The 17,143-nt window shown below is 66.0% G+C and carries 16 protein-coding genes; 5 read left to right on the forward strand and 11 right to left on the reverse strand.

Annotation, left to right across the window (positions count from 1 at the left end):
- Positions 1–24: 24 nt before the first annotated feature.
- Positions 25–1,836: a DNA mismatch repair endonuclease MutL gene (mutL, locus tag NHAM_RS16250; protein ID WP_011511560.1), complete on the forward strand. Its 1,812-nt coding sequence runs from the start codon at positions 25–27 to the stop codon at positions 1,834–1,836.
- 140 nt (positions 1,837–1,976) lie between these two features.
- Here mutL and rsmD read toward each other — a convergent pair whose 3' ends face one another.
- Entirely contained in the window at positions 1,977–2,531 is a 555-nt protein-coding gene (gene rsmD / locus NHAM_RS16255; protein WP_011511561.1) for a 16S rRNA (guanine(966)-N(2))-methyltransferase RsmD, read from the reverse strand.
- Positions 2,532–2,534: 3 nt separating this feature from the next.
- The gene (locus tag NHAM_RS16260) at positions 2,535–4,577 is read right to left on the reverse strand and encodes a pseudouridine synthase (protein WP_041358255.1); all 2,043 of its coding nucleotides are present in this window, start codon (positions 4,575–4,577) and stop codon (positions 2,535–2,537) included.
- A gap of 277 nt (positions 4,578–4,854) precedes the next feature.
- Here NHAM_RS16260 and NHAM_RS16265 point away from each other — a divergent pair, with 277 nt between their 5' ends.
- Positions 4,855–5,301 (forward strand): nucleoside deaminase, encoded by a 447-nt coding sequence (locus NHAM_RS16265; RefSeq protein ID WP_011511563.1) that lies wholly within the window; start codon positions 4,855–4,857, stop codon positions 5,299–5,301.
- A gap of 124 nt (positions 5,302–5,425) precedes the next feature.
- Here the strand turns inward: NHAM_RS16265 and purD are convergent, their stop codons facing one another.
- Complete coding sequence (gene purD, locus NHAM_RS16270; protein ID WP_011511564.1) at positions 5,426–6,712, reverse strand: phosphoribosylamine--glycine ligase; 1,287 nt, start codon at positions 6,710–6,712, stop codon at positions 5,426–5,428.
- Positions 6,713–6,793: 81 nt separating this feature from the next.
- Between purD and xseA the strand changes: the two genes are divergently transcribed.
- A complete protein-coding gene (gene xseA, locus NHAM_RS16275; RefSeq protein WP_011511565.1) occupies positions 6,794–8,419 on the forward strand; it encodes an exodeoxyribonuclease VII large subunit in 1,626 nt (541 codons plus the stop codon).
- Here xseA and NHAM_RS16280 read toward each other — a convergent pair.
- The gene (locus NHAM_RS16280) at positions 8,416–9,234 is read right to left on the reverse strand and encodes a dienelactone hydrolase family protein (protein WP_011511566.1); all 819 of its coding nucleotides are present in this window, start codon (positions 9,232–9,234) and stop codon (positions 8,416–8,418) included. The genes xseA and NHAM_RS16280 overlap by 4 nt on opposite strands.
- A gap of 281 nt (positions 9,235–9,515) precedes the next feature.
- On the opposite strand from NHAM_RS16280, the gene NHAM_RS16285 reads away from it, so the two are divergent.
- Positions 9,516–9,743: a DUF2093 domain-containing protein gene (locus tag NHAM_RS16285; protein ID WP_011511567.1), complete on the forward strand. Its 228-nt coding sequence runs from the start codon at positions 9,516–9,518 to the stop codon at positions 9,741–9,743.
- A 108-nt stretch (positions 9,744–9,851) separates the two neighbouring features.
- Here NHAM_RS16285 and lpxK read toward each other — a convergent pair whose 3' ends face one another.
- From lpxK to NHAM_RS16315, 6 genes are all read right to left on the reverse strand, one after another.
- Entirely contained in the window at positions 9,852–10,859 is a 1,008-nt protein-coding gene (gene lpxK / locus NHAM_RS16290; protein WP_011511568.1) for a tetraacyldisaccharide 4'-kinase, read from the reverse strand.
- On the reverse strand, positions 10,852–12,156 hold the full coding sequence (locus NHAM_RS16295) for a 3-deoxy-D-manno-octulosonic acid transferase (protein ID WP_011511569.1): 1,305 nt from the start codon (positions 12,154–12,156) through the stop codon (positions 10,852–10,854). The genes lpxK and NHAM_RS16295 overlap by 8 nt, the downstream gene beginning before the upstream one ends.
- On the reverse strand, positions 12,149–12,883 hold the full coding sequence (locus tag NHAM_RS16300; RefSeq protein ID WP_011511570.1) for a lysophospholipid acyltransferase family protein: 735 nt from the start codon (positions 12,881–12,883) through the stop codon (positions 12,149–12,151). The genes NHAM_RS16295 and NHAM_RS16300 overlap by 8 nt, the downstream gene beginning before the upstream one ends.
- On the reverse strand, positions 12,880–13,131 hold the full coding sequence (locus tag NHAM_RS16305; RefSeq protein ID WP_011511571.1) for a DUF4170 domain-containing protein: 252 nt from the start codon (positions 13,129–13,131) through the stop codon (positions 12,880–12,882). Before NHAM_RS16305 ends, NHAM_RS16300 begins: the two co-directional genes overlap by 4 nt.
- Before the next feature lie 65 nt (positions 13,132–13,196).
- Entirely contained in the window at positions 13,197–14,012 is an 816-nt protein-coding gene (locus NHAM_RS16310) for a 3'(2'),5'-bisphosphate nucleotidase CysQ (RefSeq protein ID WP_011511572.1), read from the reverse strand.
- Complete coding sequence (locus NHAM_RS16315; protein WP_011511573.1) at positions 13,999–15,390, reverse strand: TldD/PmbA family protein; 1,392 nt, start codon at positions 15,388–15,390, stop codon at positions 13,999–14,001. Before NHAM_RS16315 ends, NHAM_RS16310 begins: the two co-directional genes overlap by 14 nt.
- Positions 15,391–15,674: 284 nt before the next feature.
- On the opposite strand from NHAM_RS16315, the gene NHAM_RS16320 reads away from it, so the two are divergent.
- A complete protein-coding gene (locus NHAM_RS16320; RefSeq protein ID WP_011511574.1) occupies positions 15,675–16,196 on the forward strand; it encodes a DUF6101 family protein in 522 nt (173 codons plus the stop codon).
- Here the strand turns inward: NHAM_RS16320 and ubiA are convergent.
- A complete protein-coding gene (ubiA, locus tag NHAM_RS16325; RefSeq protein ID WP_011511575.1) occupies positions 16,193–17,134 on the reverse strand; it encodes a 4-hydroxybenzoate octaprenyltransferase in 942 nt (313 codons plus the stop codon). The two genes, NHAM_RS16320 and ubiA, sit on opposite strands and share 4 nt — an antisense overlap.
- Positions 17,135–17,143 lie beyond the last annotated feature (9 nt).

Raw genomic sequence — 17,143 nt, forward strand, 5'->3', positions numbered from 1 at the left:
AATACCGGCCCAAGTGAATCGCCCATGCCCGTCCGCCAGCTTCCCGAGACCGTCGTCAACCGCATCGCCGCGGGCGAAGTGGTCGAGCGTCCGGCGAGCGTCGTCAAGGAACTGGTGGAGAACGCCATCGATGCCGGCGCGGGCCGCATCGACATCTTCACCGACGGCGGCGGACGGCGGCGGATCGGCATCACCGACGACGGCGGAGGCATGACGAAGGCCGACCTCGCGCTCGCGGTGGACCGCCACGCCACCTCGAAACTCGACGACGAGGATCTGCTGCGCATCCGCACGCTGGGCTTTCGCGGCGAAGCGCTGCCGTCGATCGGCGCGGTGGCGAAGCTCGGCATCACCACGCGCCACGGCAGCGAGCCGCATGCGTGGTCGCTCACCGTCGAGGGCGGACGGAAATCCGCGATCGTGCCGGCGGCACTGACGCAAGGCACCCGCGTCGAGGTCAGCGATCTCTTTTATGCGACGCCCGCGCGCCTGAAATTTCTCAAGACCGACCGCACCGAGGCCGAGGCGATCCGCGAGGTGGTGCGGCGGCTGGCGATGGCGCGACCCGATATCGCTTTCACGCTCGCCGGTGAAGAACGCGCACCGGTGACGTGGACTGCGGCATTGCCGGGCGCGGCCGGACAATTGACGCGGCTCGGCGACATTCTTGGCGCGGATTTTCGCTGCAGCGCCATCGCGGTACGCGCCGAACGCGACGGTGTCACCGTGGAGGGCTTTGCCGCCGCGCCGTCGCTGACCCGCGCCAACGCGCTCGGCCAGTACCTGTTCGTCAACGGCCGCCCGGTGCGCGACAAGCTGATTATCGGCGCGGTGCGCGCGGCCTATTCCGATTACCTGCCGCGCGACCGCCATCCGGTGGTGGCGTTGTTCGTAACGACCGCTCCGCAGGAGGTCGATGCCAACGTTCACCCCGCCAAGACGGAAGTGCGCTTCCGCAACGCCGGACTGGTGCGGGCGCTGATCGTGCACGCCCTGAAGGAAGGTCTGGCGCGCGAGGGCCGACGCACGGCGGCCAACAGCGACGGCGCGGTGCTCACCGCATTCCGTCCCGCCGCAGTTCCGCGCCCGGCCAACTGGGACTGGCGGCAATCGCCGGCCTCGCCTGTCGGCGCGGGGCCATGGTCCGGCGGCGCGACTGCTGCCGCCTTCGCCGCACCCGGACAAACCGCGTTCGATGTCGGTGCGCCCAGCGCGGATGTGCGATCCGATCCCAACCCCGTGGCCGATCTGATAGACCGGCCGCTCGGCGCGGCGCGCACCCAGATTCACGAGACTTACATCGTGACGCAAACCCGCGACGGTTTGATCGTGGTGGACCAGCACGCCGCGCACGAGCGCATCGTCTACGAGAAATTGAAGGCGGCGCTGGAGCGCGACGGCGTGCAGCGGCAGATCCTTTTGATACCGGACATCGTCGAGCTGGACGAGGCCACCGTCGAAAAGTTGATCGACCGTGCGCCTGAGCTGGAAAAATTCGGTCTCGCCATCGAGTCCTTCGGACCCGGCGCGGTCGCCGTGCGCGAGACGCCGTCGCTGCTCGGCAAGACCAACGCGGCAGCGCTGTTGCGCGATCTCGCCGAGCACATGGCGGAATGGGACGAGGCGCTTCCTCTTGAACGACGCCTGATGCATGTCGCGGCCACGATGGCCTGTCATGGTTCGGTGCGCGCCGGGCGCATCCTCAAGCCGGAGGAAATGAATGCGCTGCTGCGCGAGATGGAAGACACGCCCAATTCAGGCCAGTGCAACCACGGCCGCCCGACCTATGTGGAATTGAAACTCGCCGATATCGAGAAGCTGTTCGGGCGAAGGTAGATCGAACCATTTCGTCATTGCGAGAAGCTGTAGCGGCGAAGCAATCCAGCGTTGGTGTGCGGCATCTGGACTGCTTCGCTTCACGCGCAAAATTGGCAAGAGCCAATTTTGTCGCGAGCTCGCAATGACGGGGCCGGTGGTCATGCGCTCCGCAGGAATACGAATTCCGTGTCGTCGTAGGCGCGGCGTTCGAGTTCGCAAAAACCTTCAGGCGCGGTGAACGCCGCCGCCGTGGCTTCCTCGACGATCAGCAATGCTCCCCGCGTCAACCAACCGCCGTCGCGCAGCGAGGCAAGCGCCTTGTCCGCCAGACCCTTGTCATAGGGCGGATCGAGAAACACCAGCGAGAACGGCTCGACGGGATGCGCAGGCCCGAGATCGGTCGCATCGCGGCGATAGACTTTCGTGACACCACCGAGCCCCAGCGCCTCGACGTTGTTGCGCAACAGTGCGCGCGCCTCGGCGCCGTTATCGACGAACAGCGTGAATGTCGCCCCGCGCGACACCGCCTCGATGCCGAGCGCGCCGGTGCCCGCAAACAGATCGAGCACGCGCGCATCCGCAACCGGATCGTCATAGGCATGAACGAGGATGTTGAATAGCGACTCGCGCAGGCGATCGGCCGTCGGCCGAATCTGCTGCGTCGATGGAGACGCGAGGTTGCGGCCCTTCAGCCGTCCGCCGACGACACGCATCGTTCAGTCCCGAGGCGTCAGATCGCGCTTGCCGTGATAGCCGCGCTTCGGCCGGCGTGGCGGACCGTAGCCATTGGCCTCGGCTTCGTTGCGCGCCCGCGCCTCGTCGCTGCCGGTTCGCTGCACCACGACGTTGCGGCCCTTGCGATCCTCAATCAGCGAGCGCTTCGCTCTCGCCTTGTTGTCCTTCTTCGAGCGTAATGGTGTGCCGTCGCGGCCGAGCTTTGGCTCGGTCTCGGCTTCGGCGGCCGTGCCGGCGAAATTCGCATTGGCGAGCGCGGCGATTTTATCGCCGAGCTGCTCGCGCAGCACGCGGGTCTTGACCTCCTCGACCTGACCTTCCGCGATCTCGGCCAGTTGGAACGGTCCATAGGAGACCCGGATCAGCCGGTTCACCTCGAGCCCGAGGTGGGCCATCACGTTGCGCACCTCGCGGTTCTTGCCCTCGCGTATAGCGAACACCAGCCAGACATTGGCGCCCTGGTCGCGCTCCAGCGTGGCGTCGATCGAGCCATACTTGACGCCGTCGACCTCGACGCCGTTCTTCAGCGCATCGAGCTGCGCCTGCGTCACCTCGCCGTGGGCGCGGACGCGATAGCGCCGCAGCCAGCCGGTGTCGGGCAGTTCCAGCGCGCGCGCCAGACCGCCGTCATTGGTCAGCAGCAGCAACCCTTCGGTGTTGAAATCGAGCCGGCCGATGCTGATCAGGCGCGGCAGACCTTCAGGCAGATTGTCGAACACGGTCGGCCGCCCTTCCGGGTCGGCGTGGGTCGTCATCAGGCCGCGCGGCTTGTGGTACAGGAACAGCCGCGTGCGCTCGCGCTCCGGCAACGGCTGGCCGTCGATCGTGATGACATCGCGCGAGGTGACATCGAGCGCCGGCGAGTTGATGACGCGGCCGTTGACGGCAACGCGGCCCTGCGTGACCCATTCCTCGGCGTCGCGGCGCGAGGCGACGCCTGCGCGCGCCATCACCTTCGCGATGCGTTCGCCGGTCTTCTTCGACCTTGGTTCGGGCCGTGCTCCGCGCCGGTCGTCGTCAGGCTTGCGTTCGCGATAAGCGCCGCGTCCCCCGAACGCCGGACGTTTGGCGAAAACCCTGCTGTCATCCTCGTTGTCGCGACGCGGACGCTCGTCGCGGTCATTGCGACGTGGCCGCTCCTGCCACGCGTTGCGGGAACCACCAGGACGATCGCCGTCAGGACGGTCCTGGCGCGGGCGATCGAAGCGGGGACGATCCCCGGTCGGACGTTCATAACGCGGACGGTCGCCTTGCGGCCGGTCGAACTTGCGCGGGCCACGATCGCCGCCTGCAGTGCGCTCCGGACGATCCTCTCGTGGTTTCGAGAATCGTGGACGCCCGGAGCCGCCGCGATCGTCGCGCGGCCGGTCGAAACGAGGCTTGTCGAAACGCCCGGCGCCATCGCGGGAGGGCCGGGACTCGCGGCGCGCATCATCGCGAGGACGGGCCTCGCGCTTCTCCCACGGCTTGGACTCGCCGCGATCCGCACGATCGCCGAACTCCTTGCGCGGACCGCGATCCGGCGCGCCGCGCGAAAACTTCTTGTCACCGAAGGGACGATCTCCGCGCGGCGCATACGAACGCTTCTCGCCGAACTTCTTGTCGGCAGGGCGCCCTGCCGGACGCGTATCGCCACGGTCGGCGCGCGGCGCGCGATCGTCACGTTTGAAGGCCGGGCGTTCGCTGCGAGGTGAATCCCCTCGGGGCGCATAGGGGCGCTTCTCGCTGCCGCCGTCACGATTGAAGCGGGGCCGTGCGGCATCGCCATCGCGCTTGCTCGCGTAGGGTTTGCCCGCGCCATACGGCTTCCTGGCGTAAGGCTTCTTGGCATAGGGCTTCGTGCCATCGGATTTGCCGGCATAGGGCCGCTTGTCGCCGTCACCTTTGTCGGTCTTGCCGGCAAGGCCGCGCTTGGCGAACTTCTTTTCCGGCCCGCGCGCCGCGCCGGAACGGCCCTTGCCGCCGGAGGGCCGATCACGCCGGCCGCGCGAGGATGCATTGTCTTTGTCGTTATCGCGGGGCATGAATGATCTCGCTACGGGCATTGGAAACGGCAGCCGCGCCGGCGTGGAGGGGTAGCATGACGAGGTCGCGCCCGCCTCTTATACAGAGCGCATTCTCACGCAAAACCGGCATCCACTTTTGCTGAAGGCGCCCTCTTAACAGAGTTCTCATCAGAGCGCGATGAGCAAAAGTGGATGCCGGTTTTGCGTCCGATCACGCTCTAAGATATTGATATGGCGCATGATCTGATCGCCAAACCGCTTACACTTTGGCGGATCATATGCTGAGACACGAGGCATGACCGCACCCTCTTTCATGGATTTGGCGTTGGAAGCCGCCAATAGCGCCGGAAAATCGGGCGAAGTGCCGATCGGCTGCGTGATCGTGCGTGACGGCGAGGTCATCGCCGCCGCCGGAAACCGGACCCTGACCGACCGCGATCCCACCGCACATGCCGAGGTTCTGGCGCTCAGGGCCGCCGCACACGCCATCGGCAGCGAACGGCTGACCGACTGCGATCTCTATGTGACGCTGGAACCCTGCACCATGTGCGCGGGCGCGATCTCGTTCGCGCGGATCCGGCGGCTCTACTACGGGGCGCCCGACCCGAAAGGCGGCGCAGTGGATTCCGGCGTTCGATTCTTTGCCGCGCCAACCTGCCATCATCGCCCGGAGGTGTACCCGGCGGTCGGGGAGAGCGAGGCGGCGACACTGCTGCGGGATTTCTTCAAGGCGCGGCGGTGAGGTCGGCTGCCTCGCCTTGTATACAGGCACGGTCATCGTCCGCGAAAGCGGACGATCCAGTAACCACCGCCCGGTTTACTGGATGCCCGCCTTCGCGGGTATGACGGCCTCGATCATACCTTCGTCAAGCCTTCAGTTCCCGCTCCCGCGCCACTGCCTGAAAGCCGATGTCGCGGCGGCAGAAGCCATCGGGCCAGTTAATGCGATCGACCGCCTCGTAGGCGCGGGCTTGCGCCTCCGCGACGGTCTTGCCGGAGGCGCAGACGTTCAGCACACGGCCGCCATTGGCGAGAATCTGCCCGCCCTCTTCCTTCGTCCCGGCATGGAAAATCTCCACGCCCTCCACCTTGGCGGCATTATCGAGCCCGTCAATGCGCGTCCCCCTGGCGTAGTCACCGGGATACCCCTTCGCCGCCATCACGACGGTCAAGGCGGAAGCGGGAAACCAGCGCAGATCGAAATGCTTCAACTGCTCGTCGCAGACCGCGAACAGCGCCGGCACGATGTCCCCCATCATCCGCAGCATCAGCACCTGGCATTCCGGATCGCCGAAGCGGACGTTGTATTCGATCAGCTTCGGTCCCTGTTCCGTGATTATCAGGCCGGCGAACAGCACGCCCTTGAAAGGCGCTCCCCGCGCGCGCATCGCCCGCAATGTCGGAATGATGATCTCGTCCATGGTGCGGCGGCACATCTCGGCGGTCATCACCGGCGCCGGCGAATAGGCGCCCATGCCGCCGGTGTTCGGTCCCTTGTCGCCGTCGAACGCCCGCTTGTGGTCCTGCGCCGTCGCCAACGCCAGCGCGTCTTCGCCGTCGCACAGCGCGAAGAACGAGGCCTCCTCGCCACGCATGAATTCCTCGACCACGACCTGCGCGCCGGCGCCGCCGAACCCGCCGTCGAACATCATGTCGACCGCCGCCAGCGCCTCGTCGAGCGTCGTCGCGACCACGACGCCCTTGCCGGCCGCAAGCCCATCGGCCTTGATGACGATCGGCGCGCCCTGGACGCGGATATAGGCCTTCGCCGCCGCGGCGTCATTGAAGCGTTCATAGGCCGCGGTCGGAATAGCGTTGTCACGGCACAGCTCCTTGGTGAAGCCCTTCGAGCTCTCGAGCTGCGCGGCGGCTTTGCTCGGCCCGAACGCCTTGATACCCGCGACCGCGAGATCGTCGACAATCCCTGCCGCGAGCGGCGCCTCGGGTCCGACCACCACCAGATCGACCTTGTTGGTTTTGCAGAACGCGATCACCGCAGCATGATCGGCAACATCGAGCGAGACGCATTCGGCCTCGCGCGCAATTCCGGCATTGCCCGGCGCGCACCACAGTTTCGTAAGCAGCACAGAGTCGGCGATTTTCCAGGCCAGCGCATGTTCGCGGCCGCCGGAACCGAGCAGAAGAATGTTCATGACTGACTGCCGATCCAGGGTTCCCGATGGTTTCGAAGCGGTTTAGCATGGTAAGGCGGAGGCGCAACAGAAGTGAGCCTGATGCCCGCAAATCCTGCACAACTCCTGGCGAACGCGCCGGAATATACCGTCTCTGAGTTGTCCTCGGCGCTGAAGCGCACCGTGGAGAACGCTTACGGCCATGTGCGGGTGCGCGGCGAGATATCCGGCTTTCGCGGCCCGCATGGATCGGGCCACTGCTATTTCGCGCTGAAGGACGAGAGCGCCAAGATCGAGGCGGTGATCTGGAAAGGCGTCCATGGCCGGATGCGGTTCAAGCCGCAGGAGGGCCTCGAAGTCATCGCCACCGGCAAGCTGACCACCTATCCGGGCTCGTCGAAATACCAGATCGTGATCGAGGCGCTGGAACCTGCCGGCATCGGCGCGCTGATGGCGCTGATGGAGGAGCGCAAGAAGAAGCTCGCGGCGGAAGGCCTGTTCGACGAAGCCCGCAAGCAACTGCTGCCCTGGCTGCCCGAGGTAATCGGCGTCGTGACCTCCCCGACCGGCGCAGTGATCCGCGATATCCTGCATCGGCTGGAGGATCGTTTTCCGCGCCGTGTGCTGGTGTGGCCGGTGCGGGTGCAGGGCGAAGGCTCGGCGGAACAGATCGCCGCCGCCATCGACGGCTTCAATGCGCTGCCGGAAGGCGGACACGTCCCGCGCCCCGACCTCCTGATCGTCGCGCGCGGCGGCGGCTCGCTCGAAGACCTGTGGTCCTTCAACGAGGAAATCGTGGTGCGCGCCGCCGCCAGCAGCATGATCCCGCTGATCTCGGCGGTCGGTCACGAGACCGACGTGACGCTAATCGATTTTGCGGCCGACAAACGCGCGCCTACTCCGACGGCTGCCGCCGAAATGGCGGTGCCGGTCCGCACCGAGCTGTTCGTGGAAGTCTCGGGTTTCGCGGCCCGCGCCATCGTCGCATGGCGGCGCGGTCACGACGACCGGCGCACCGAATTGCGCTCGGCCGCCCGCGCGCTGCCGGGAGCCGGCGAGTTGCTCGCGATTCCCCGCCAGAAGCTCGACGGCGTCGCTGCCGCATTGCCGCGCGTCTTGCGTGCAAGCACACACCTGCATCATCGCCGCTTTACGGAAATCTCCCGCGGACTCACGCTGCGCGTGCTGCGCGCACAGGTCGCGCACGCAAAACAGTCCGTCGCCGCGACCGGCGCGCGGCTTGCGCACGGCACGCAGGTCGTGCTGCGTCACCGCCGCGATCGCTTCGTGGGACTGGCGATCCGGCTCAAGGCATCGCGACTCGCCAACGCACAGGCGCAGCGCGACCGGATCGCGCGCGCGAATGAGCGCACCCAAAGGCTTGCCGAGCGGACGCGGCGGGCGCTGGCCACCTTGCTGCAGCGGCATGAGGCGCGCATCACGTATTCCGGCCAGTTGCTGGCGGCGTTTTCCTATCGCGGCGTGCTCGCGCGCGGTTTCGCGCTGGTCCGCGACGACGCCGGACAGGCATTGCGAAGCGCATCGGCGGTCGGTCCCGGCGCACGGCTGACACTGGAGTTCACCGACGGACGGGTAGCGGCAACCGCCGACGACGATCAATCCGCAGCGACATCGTCCGCTCCGACAGGATCCAACCCGAGAGGCCGGCCCAAACCGGCATCCGGCAAGCGCGCAGCCAAGGCCGCCGATCAGGGAAGCCTGTTCTAACGCGAGAGCCAGGCCGCGACCTGCTTTTGCGAGTCCACCCGTCCCCCGGGATTGGTGCCGATATGGCCGTGTCTCCCGGCAACCAGATGGAGCGGCACGTTCGCCCGGTCGAAACCATGATGGGCGTTGGGGTAGACGATGATGCGGGCGAGCGCGCTGCGTCCGCGCGCATTGTCGACCATCTGCCGGCAGGCGGACGGCGAACTGAGATCGTCGTCGGCACCAACCAGCACCAAAGTTGGAACGCGCGCGCTCCAGCCGAGGCGCGACGCTATCCGGCAGTTCGGGTAGAGCGCCACGGCCGAACGGAAATCGTCATGCCGGCCGGCCGGTGCAAGCTGCGGACGAACCGCCCATAATACGGCACTGGCGCCCGAGTCCCATCCGAGCAGGCCGATGCGATCATGCAGAACCCAGGATTGATGAATCAGCCATTGCTGCGCGGCGCGGATATCGGCGATGCGCTCGCGGCGCGCGTGGATCTTGCGCTGTTTGGGCTGGCATTGCTGACCGGCGCTCCGCGAGCCATAACTATCTGGAAACAGCACGGCGTTCCCGGCCTTTAACAGCCGCTCGGTCCAGTCGCGATAGCGCGGCTGGATCTGCCCGCCGTGCTCCAGACCGCTGCAGCCATGCAAGGCGATAACCGTTGCGAACGGGCCATTGCCGTCGGGTTTGTAGAGCAGGCCATGCAGCACCCCGCTGGCCTGCGGAATGTCGACTCGTTGGGGCGGCGGCGGTTTGCCGGACGCCGCGAATGTCGTGACCGTCGACGCAAGGATCACGACCGAAACAAGTGCTGACAGCAGGCGCATGTATCTTGCCGGATGGTCTGGTATGCTGCAAAAAGGAGACGTGAATTCAGACCTATCATGGGGTCAGAAAGCAATTCATCACAAATCGGTGGGTTTAACGCAGCACCCTGCGAACCTATCTGTGGAGATGATAACCTGGAGCGTTTTCCAGCGAAGTGGGTTACCGGTTCGCGTGAAGAAAACGCGTCAATTCAAAATCATAGAGCCTCGCTTCTGATTCCATCAGAAGCGAGGCTCTAGCCGATGGCGTGTTTGCGGTCGGAAGATGCGGGAGAGCAGCGGTGCTGAATAAATTTGGCCAGTCCGGCCAGGGCGAAGCGCGGGTGCAGTATCTCGATGGCGACTTCCGGGTGATTTCGCCGGGAACCTATGTCCGTTGCGCCGTCACCGACGCCCGCATTCCGCTCGACGAGCTGAAATACTGGAGCGTCGACTTGCAGGAGGCTTACGCGCTCCCAAGCGCGGTCTTGCAGCGGCATTACCCCGGCGCGCTCAAGGCTCCGTCGTAGAGCCTTTTCCGGCTAAGGGGAATCCGGTTAGCCGTAAGAAAATCCTCTCAATCAATAACCTGCGCGTATTCTGATCGCAAAACCGTATCCACTTTTGCGGAATACGCGCTACCGCCGCGCCCGGCCGATCCGGTCAGTCAGGAACGAGCGCAACACCGCTTCATCATCAAACGCAAGCGTGACCGCGAAGGCGACGACGGCCTGCGCGAACGCTGCGAGGTCTTCGCTGTTGCGTAGCCGCGCCAGATCTTTTTCCGTCGTCACCAGCGTCAAACCGTCGCGTTCGGCGGCGGTTTGCAAGTCTGCGACGTCGCGTTGCGAAAACGGATGATGGTCCGGGAATGCCCGCTCCGCGGCCACGTCGATGCCGCAGGCGCGCAAACTGCGGAAGAACCGCTGCGGATCGCCGATGCCGGCAAAGGCATAGACACGCCTGCCACGCAGCGCCACAACCGACGCGTCATCCGGGATGAGCCGCGCCGGCAGCACAAGGCCTCCCCGCGCGCCGATGCTTGCCGCAACGTCATCCGCGGCGGGCCCAAAGCCGACGATCACGAGCGCATCGGTGCGCGCGAGTTGCGGCGGCAGCGGCGCACGCAGCGGTCCGGCCGGAAAAACCTGGCCGTTGCCGAGGCCACGAGCTCGGTCGATCACGATCAGCGAGATATCTTTGGCGAGCGCCGGGTTCTGAAAGCCGTCGTCCATCAGGATCACGCTCGCCCCCAGCGCGCGGGCCGGTGCGATGCCCGCCGCCCGTTGCCGTGACACGATCACGGGGATCGTCCACGCCATCATCAACGGTTCGTCGCCGACATCGGCAGCCGTATGCCGATGCGGATCGACGTGCACCGGACCGTGCAGCCGCCCGCCATAGCCGCGACTGAGCACGACCGGCGTTTCGCCGAGCGAGCGGAGGATGCCGGCCAGCGCTATCACGGTGGGCGTCTTGCCGGCGCCGCCGACATGGTAGTTTCCGACGCAGATGACGGGCACGCCGGCGCGCATGCCTGTCCGCATCAGCCGCCGCGCGGCGACCGCGCCGTAAAGCGCGCCAACGGGCATGAGCAACCGCGACAGCAGCGATGACGGCCGGTGCCAGAAGGCCGGCTCATGCATCGGCCGCTCCCCGTTCCAGCCGCAACTGCAACAGATACGGCTCGAGCGCGGCCAGCGTGCGATCCAGCGCGCCGCCGAGCCGATCCACCACCTGGGCCGCAGCCGTCGCCGCGGCGTCGCGGGCGGCGGAATCGTTCAGCAGATGGCCGAGTTGCTTCGTCAGAGCTTCACCGTCGCCGGCCCGGCGCGCGCCGCCTGCGCGGTCGAGCGCATCATAGACATCGGTGAAGTTGAAGACATGCGGCCCGTGCACGATGGAGGCATTGAGCTTGACCGCCTCGATCGGATTCTGGCCGCCGTGCGGCACCAGCGAACCGCCCATGAAAACGATCGGCGCCAGCCGGTAGAACAAGCCCAGTTCGCCCATGGTGTCGGCGATATAGATGTCCGTCCTCGCCGTCGGCAGTTCCTCCAGCGAGCGCCGCGCGACCTGCGCGCCGGACGCTGCGATCATGCGGGCGATCGCTTCGCCCCGACCGGGATGGCGTGGAACGATCACGGTCAAGAGCAAGGGGAAGTGAACAGCCAGCGTCCGGTGCGTTTTGAGAAGGATCTCTTCCTCGCCCGGATGGGTCGACGCCGCCACCACCACCGGGCGGCCGCGGGTGACGAATAGCAGTCGTTCCAGCCTGGCCTCGTCGGCCGGCGGAGCCTGCACGTCGAGCTTGAGGTTTCCGGTCGTGATGACATTACGGCTGCCGAGCACCGTGAAGCGCTCCGCGTCGATTCCCGACTGAACGAGGCAGATGTCGAACTGTTCGAGCAGCGCGGCGATCGTTCCCGATAGCCTGCGCCAGCGCGGGAACGAGCGATGCGACATCCGTCCGTTGATCAGCACCATCGGCAGACGGCGCGCGCCGCCAGCCAGAATTAGATTGGGCCACAGATCCGATTCGACGAAGAGCGCAAGACCCGGCTGCCAGTGATCGAGAAAGCGCGCCACGAAGCGCGGCGAATCGTAGGGGACATACTGGTGAATGATATCCGGCGGGAATCGCTTCGCGACGACAGCCGCCGAGGTCACGGTGCCCGACGTGAGCAGAATGCGGATATTCAGCGCCCGCAGCCGTTCGATCAACGCTGCTGCGGCCAGCACTTCGCCGACGCTCGCGCCGTGAATCCAGATCAGCGGGCCTGCAGGGCGGGGCTGTCGGGTGATGCCCCGCCGCTCGTCGATGCGCGCGGGATCTTCCTTGCCCTGCTTCAGCCGCCGCTTCAAAAGGGCTGGCGTCAGCGGGGCGGCGGCGGCGGACAGTCTGCTGTAGAGGCGCAGCGTCGCCGGCATTGAGCTAGGCATGACCCGCCTCGTATTCGGGACCCGCCTCGGGTTCGGGCCGGCCGACCCTGGCGTAAGCGCGGCGCGTAGCGTCGTTCAATGTCGCCTCGAGCCGCGCCCTCAGCGCCTCCATCATCTGCGCGTCGGCGTCGGGCGGAACCGAGATCGGCTCGCCGCCGACCAGAGCGCCGCGTCCGAACGGCAGGTTGATGGTGGTGTGATCCCAGTTGTCGAGGCGGATGAAACGGCTGGTCGCCATCGCAAACGGCATGATGGTCCGCCCGGATTCGCGCGCCAGCATGATGATGCCGAGGCCTGCAACGCGCGAGCGCTTCGGCACATCGGCGGTCAGGGCCATGTTGTAGTTCTCTTCGAGCGCGCGGACCATTTCCTTGAAAGCGCCGACGCCGCCCTTGCGATTGAACGCAGAGCCGTGGTCGCCGGAGCCGCGAACGGTTTCGATTCCGAGCCGCTCCGCCGCGAGCGCATTGAACTCGCCGTCGCGATGGCGCGAGATCAGGACCTTGCCGCGATGGTGCGCCCGCCTGATGAACGGCGTCATGAAATGCTGTCCGTGCCAGAACGCGAGGATCACCGGCATCTCGGGCTCGACAATGTCGTAGACATCCTCCGGATCATAGCTGAACCTGTTGGTCAACCAAACCAGCCGCAGAAAGCCTGCGGCCAGAAGGCCCGCGAACTGCTGAAACCAGCGGGCGCGCAGCAGATTGCGAAGCAGCTTTCTCAACGGGCGGGCTTCGTATCTTGACCGGGATCGAGCAGGCGGTGGAGGTGCACGATGAAATACCGCATGTGGGCGTTATCAACCGTCTGCTGCGCCTTCGCCTTCCAGGCGGCATAGGCCGATGCGTAGTTCGGGTACAGGCCGACGATCTCGACCTCGTCGAGGTCCTTGAAGGTCGTATGCGCAAGATCGGTCAGTTCGCCCCCGATCACGAGATGGAGCAATTGCTGGGGCGGACTGTCTGGCGGCATTTACGCGTTGTCCTACTATGTCGCCGGCCATCAGGCAAATTCCCACGAAAGTCCATCACCGGCACTTACGGCAACGGATGTCCTTGAAAATGCGCGAGAATGCGCTCGTGGCGCAGGCCGCCCGCCGCGATCAGCGCGCCGTGCGTTACCTCGGCACGGTTATAGAGGATCGGCTCGCCCTTGAGCGACGTCATTCTACCATTCGCCTCATGCACGAGCAAATCGGCGGCGGCGAGATCCCAGTCGCAACTCTGGCCGCCGGCGAAAGCCGCATCGATGCTGCCGTCCGCGACGCGGCACAGCCGCAGCGCCAACGAACTGATCCTCGGGTGAAGGACGACATCGCCTCGCGGCCGGTCCAGCTTTTCCACAAGCGGCTTCGGTCCCGCGATCCTGGGAAAAACCAGGGTGTCGCCGGGCGTCGTCCGCACCGGCACGCCGTTGCGCGACGCGCCCTGCCCGCGCGCGGCGAGGAAGAACTCGTCCGTGGCCGGCGCGAACACCGCCGCCAGCAGCGGCGAGACGCCCTCGACCAGCGCGACGCTGACGCACCAGTCGTCGCGACCGGCGAGATAGCCGCGCGTGCCGTCGATCGGATCGACGATCCAGACCCGCTGCTTGCCGAGCCGCGAGGGATCGTCGGCGCTTTCCTCGGACAGCCAGCCGTAATCCGGCGTCGCCGCGCGCAGTTTGCCTGCAATGAGATCGTTGACGGCGATGTCCGCCTCCGACACCGGCGATGACGCCCCCTTGGTCCAGGTCCGCAATTCGGTACGGAACATCGCGCGCGCCAGCCCGCCTGCTTCGCGCACCGTCTCGATCAATAGAGCGCGATCCCGCGCCAGAAGGTCGTCGCGGCTGTCGGCGTTAGCGCCCGCCAACCGTCAGCCCCTCGATGCGCACGGTCGGCGCGTTGGTCGCGTAGCGGAATGCGAGGTCGTTGGCGGGCGTCAGCGACTTGAACATCTCGATCAGATGTCCGGCGATGGTGATCTCGCTGACCGGATAGGTGATCTCGCCGTTCTCGATCCAGAATCCGGAGGCCCCGCGGCTATAGTCGCCGGTCACGCCGTTGACGCCGGACCCGATCAGGTCGGTGACGTAGAAGCCCTGCTTGATGTCGGCGATCAGCTCGGTCGGCGTCATCTGCCCTGCTTCGAGATGCAGGTTATACGATCCCGGCGATGGCGACGACGAGACGCCGCGGTGGGCGTGACCGGTCGTCGTCAGACCAAGTTCGCGCGCGGTTGCCGAATCCAATAGCCACGACGTCAGGACGCCATCGTCGATCACCGCCAGCTTTTTCGTCGCGACGCCTTCGGCGTCGAAGGATTGCGAGCGCAGTCCGCGCAGGCGCAAGGGATCGTCGACGATCCGGATTCCCTTCGCGAACAACTGCTGGCCGAGCCGGTCTTTCAGAAAGCTGGTCTTGCGCGCGATCGCGGCGCCATTGGCTGCGCTGACGACATGCCCCACCAGCGAACCCGCGACGCGAGGATCGAACACCACCGGCACCTTGCAGGTGGAAACCTTGCGTGGGTTGGCGCGCGCCACGGTACGTTCGCCGGCGCTGCGGCCGATGCTGGCCGGCGACATGAGATCGGAGGCATGAAGCGCGGAGGTGTAGTCGTAATCGCGTTCCATGCCGGTGCCGTCGCCGACGATCGCCATCATCGAGATGCCCTGGCTCGAACGCAGATAAGATCCGCAGAAACCAGTGCTCGTCACCAGCACCATGCCGCCGATGCCGGCGGACGCCGACGCGCCGCCGGATTTGGTAACGCCCTTGACCGCAAGACCCGCCGCCTCGGCCTCGACCGCGCGGCGCTCGAGTTCTGCCGTTGACGGTGTCACCCGGTCGAGCAGATCGAGATCGGGGAAATTCCGCGCCAGCAATGCCGGGTCGGCCAGCCCGACATATTGGTCATCGGGTGCAACGCGCGCCATCGCGACCGCGCGTTCGGCGAGCTTCGCAACATTGTCGCCGCCGACATCGTTGGTCGAGACCGTGGCCTGCCGCCGCCCGACCAGCACACGCAACCCGACGTCATCGCTCTCCGATCGCTCCGATTCCTCGACGCGGCCGTCGCGAACCTCGACGCCTTGCGAGACGCCACGCACCGCGACCGCGTCCGCGGCATCTGCGCCTGCGCGCTTCGCAGCCTCGACCAGCCGCTCGGCAAGTTGACTGAGCGCGGATTGATCGAAGAGTTCGGAAGCGGCGGATTTCGACGATGACGAATTTGGTGAAGAGATCACGAACAAAATCCCGGGGATTCGAGCAAGGCCTGCGCGCGAGCAGCCCATCATGAGATGTGCTTATTTTATGCGGACTTCAAGCATTCAATGAAGCGGGTGTCGAGGATTTTCCGCACCCCGGCAAGGTCCCGTCAATCATGTCGGCCAAGGGTCTGTCAATCATGTGCACGAACGACAGGCGGGGTACCTTCGATTAACCAGCCTTGTTAAGCCAATCCGGACCGCGCTCTGGCATGCTCTCACCCATCGACCGGGAACATAATCCCGGCGGGGAGATCGAAGCCGTGAGGCGTCAAACAGCAACAGGCGGGATCAATCCCGCCGGGTCGAGCCGTGGCTTGCGGCTCGACCCTCTCACACTGCCCGTCAGTTTCGCCGCGCGCGACAGCCGCGCCGACGGCGGCGTCCGGCAGATCGAGCTTCATCGGGAACGCGTGACGCTGCACCGCGTCGTGCACGGCATGCAGATGACGATCAATGTGCGCGTCAAAGAATTCATCGGCGTTACGGTGCGCGACACCCCCGAGGGGCGAGCACTCGTTCTACTTCACCGCGATCCATCGCTCGCCATTCCCCTTCTCGTGACCGAGGACGCTACTGAGCGTGCCGCCGCGTGGCAAACCTGGAGCGAGATCCTCGCGCTTCCGCAACTTGCCGACGACAAACGCGATCCGGCGCCGCGCCGGCGGCGGAGCAATGCGATCAGTGAGCGGCGTCCGACCTTCCTGGTGCGCCGGCGCAGCGGCGATTTGCTCAACCCCGCGAGCGTCTATCGGGGCGAGCGCGAGATCATCGCGCGGAATTAGGACCCGCCGGCTGCCTGCAGCAACGCGCTGGCCAGCAATCCCGCAAACAGCAACAATCCTGCATCGCGGTTTGACTTGAACAGCCGCAGGCAGAGGCGGGAATCGCCGATCTGGATCCGGGCGACCTGCCAGGCGAGATGCGTGGTAAAAGCCGCAAGGCCGATCCATGCCGGCCATCGCGCGCCGGCCAGATGCAACGCAACGCCGATGAGAACAACGGCCAGCCCGTAGAAGATCGCAAGCGCGGAACGCGTGCGCTCGCCGAACAGCAATGCCGTCGACTTGATGCCGATCAGCGCATCGTCTTCCGTGTCCTGATGGGCATAGATCGTGTCATAGCCAATCACCCATGCGATCGACCCCGCATACAGCGCCAGCGCGGCAGCATCGACGCGGCCCAGCACTACCGCGAACCCCATCAGCGCGCCCCACGAAAAGGCGAGGCCGAGCACGACCTGCGGCCAGTTAGTAATGCGCTTCATGAAGGGATAGACCGCGACGACGATAAGCGAGGCGATCCCGGTCGCGATGGCAAAGCGGTTGAACTGCAGCAGCACGACCAGCCCGACCAGCGCCTGCGCCACGAGAAACACAAAGGCCTGCGCCACCGTCGCCTGTCCCGCCGGAATCGGACGCGACCGCGTCCGCTCCACGCGGGCATCGAGATCGCGGTCGGTGATATCGTTCCAGGTGCAGCCGGCGCCCCGCATCGCGAACGCACCGATGAAAAACAACACGATGGTCAGGGGTAGCCGGCTCAAGTCATTGGCGACGCCCGCGGCCAGCGCCGCCGACCACCAGCATGGCAGCAGCAGCAGCCAGGACCCGATCGGCCTGTCAAGCCGCGACAGCCTGAGATAAGGCCGCGCCCACAGCGGCGCACGGCTGTCGACCCAGTTGCCGGCGGAGTCCGCGACGCGTGCCGCCGCATCGCTCATCGGATACCG

It is taken from the genome of Nitrobacter hamburgensis X14 (assembly GCF_000013885.1).
GTDB lineage: Bacteria > Pseudomonadota > Alphaproteobacteria > Rhizobiales > Xanthobacteraceae > Nitrobacter > Nitrobacter hamburgensis.

Bases quoted from the DNA above. Each gene is read 5' to 3' on its own strand.
- rsmD (WP_011511561.1), bottom strand. From the start codon at position 2,531: ATGCGTGTCGTCGGCGGACGGCTGAAGGGCCGCAACCTCGCGTCTCCA.
- NHAM_RS16305 (WP_011511571.1), bottom strand. From the start codon at position 13,131: ATGCCGCCAGACAGTCCGCCCCAGCAATTGCTCCATCTCGTGATCGGG.
- purD (WP_011511564.1), bottom strand. From the start codon at position 6,712: ATGAACATTCTTCTGCTCGGTTCCGGCGGCCGCGAACATGCGCTGGCC.
- NHAM_RS16265 (WP_011511563.1), top strand. From the start codon at position 4,855: ATGACCGCACCCTCTTTCATGGATTTGGCGTTGGAAGCCGCCAATAGC.
- NHAM_RS16260 (WP_041358255.1), bottom strand. From the start codon at position 4,577: ATGCCCCGCGATAACGACAAAGACAATGCATCCTCGCGCGGCCGGCGT.
- mutL (WP_011511560.1), top strand. From the start codon at position 25: ATGCCCGTCCGCCAGCTTCCCGAGACCGTCGTCAACCGCATCGCCGCG.
- lpxK (WP_011511568.1), bottom strand. From the start codon at position 10,859: ATGCATGAGCCGGCCTTCTGGCACCGGCCGTCATCGCTGCTGTCGCGG.
- NHAM_RS16280 (WP_011511566.1), bottom strand. From the start codon at position 9,234: ATGCGCCTGCTGTCAGCACTTGTTTCGGTCGTGATCCTTGCGTCGACG.
- xseA (WP_011511565.1), top strand. From the start codon at position 6,794: ATGCCCGCAAATCCTGCACAACTCCTGGCGAACGCGCCGGAATATACC.
- NHAM_RS16295 (WP_011511569.1), bottom strand. From the start codon at position 12,156: ATGCCTAGCTCAATGCCGGCGACGCTGCGCCTCTACAGCAGACTGTCC.
- ubiA (WP_011511575.1), bottom strand. From the start codon at position 17,134: ATGAGCGATGCGGCGGCACGCGTCGCGGACTCCGCCGGCAACTGGGTC.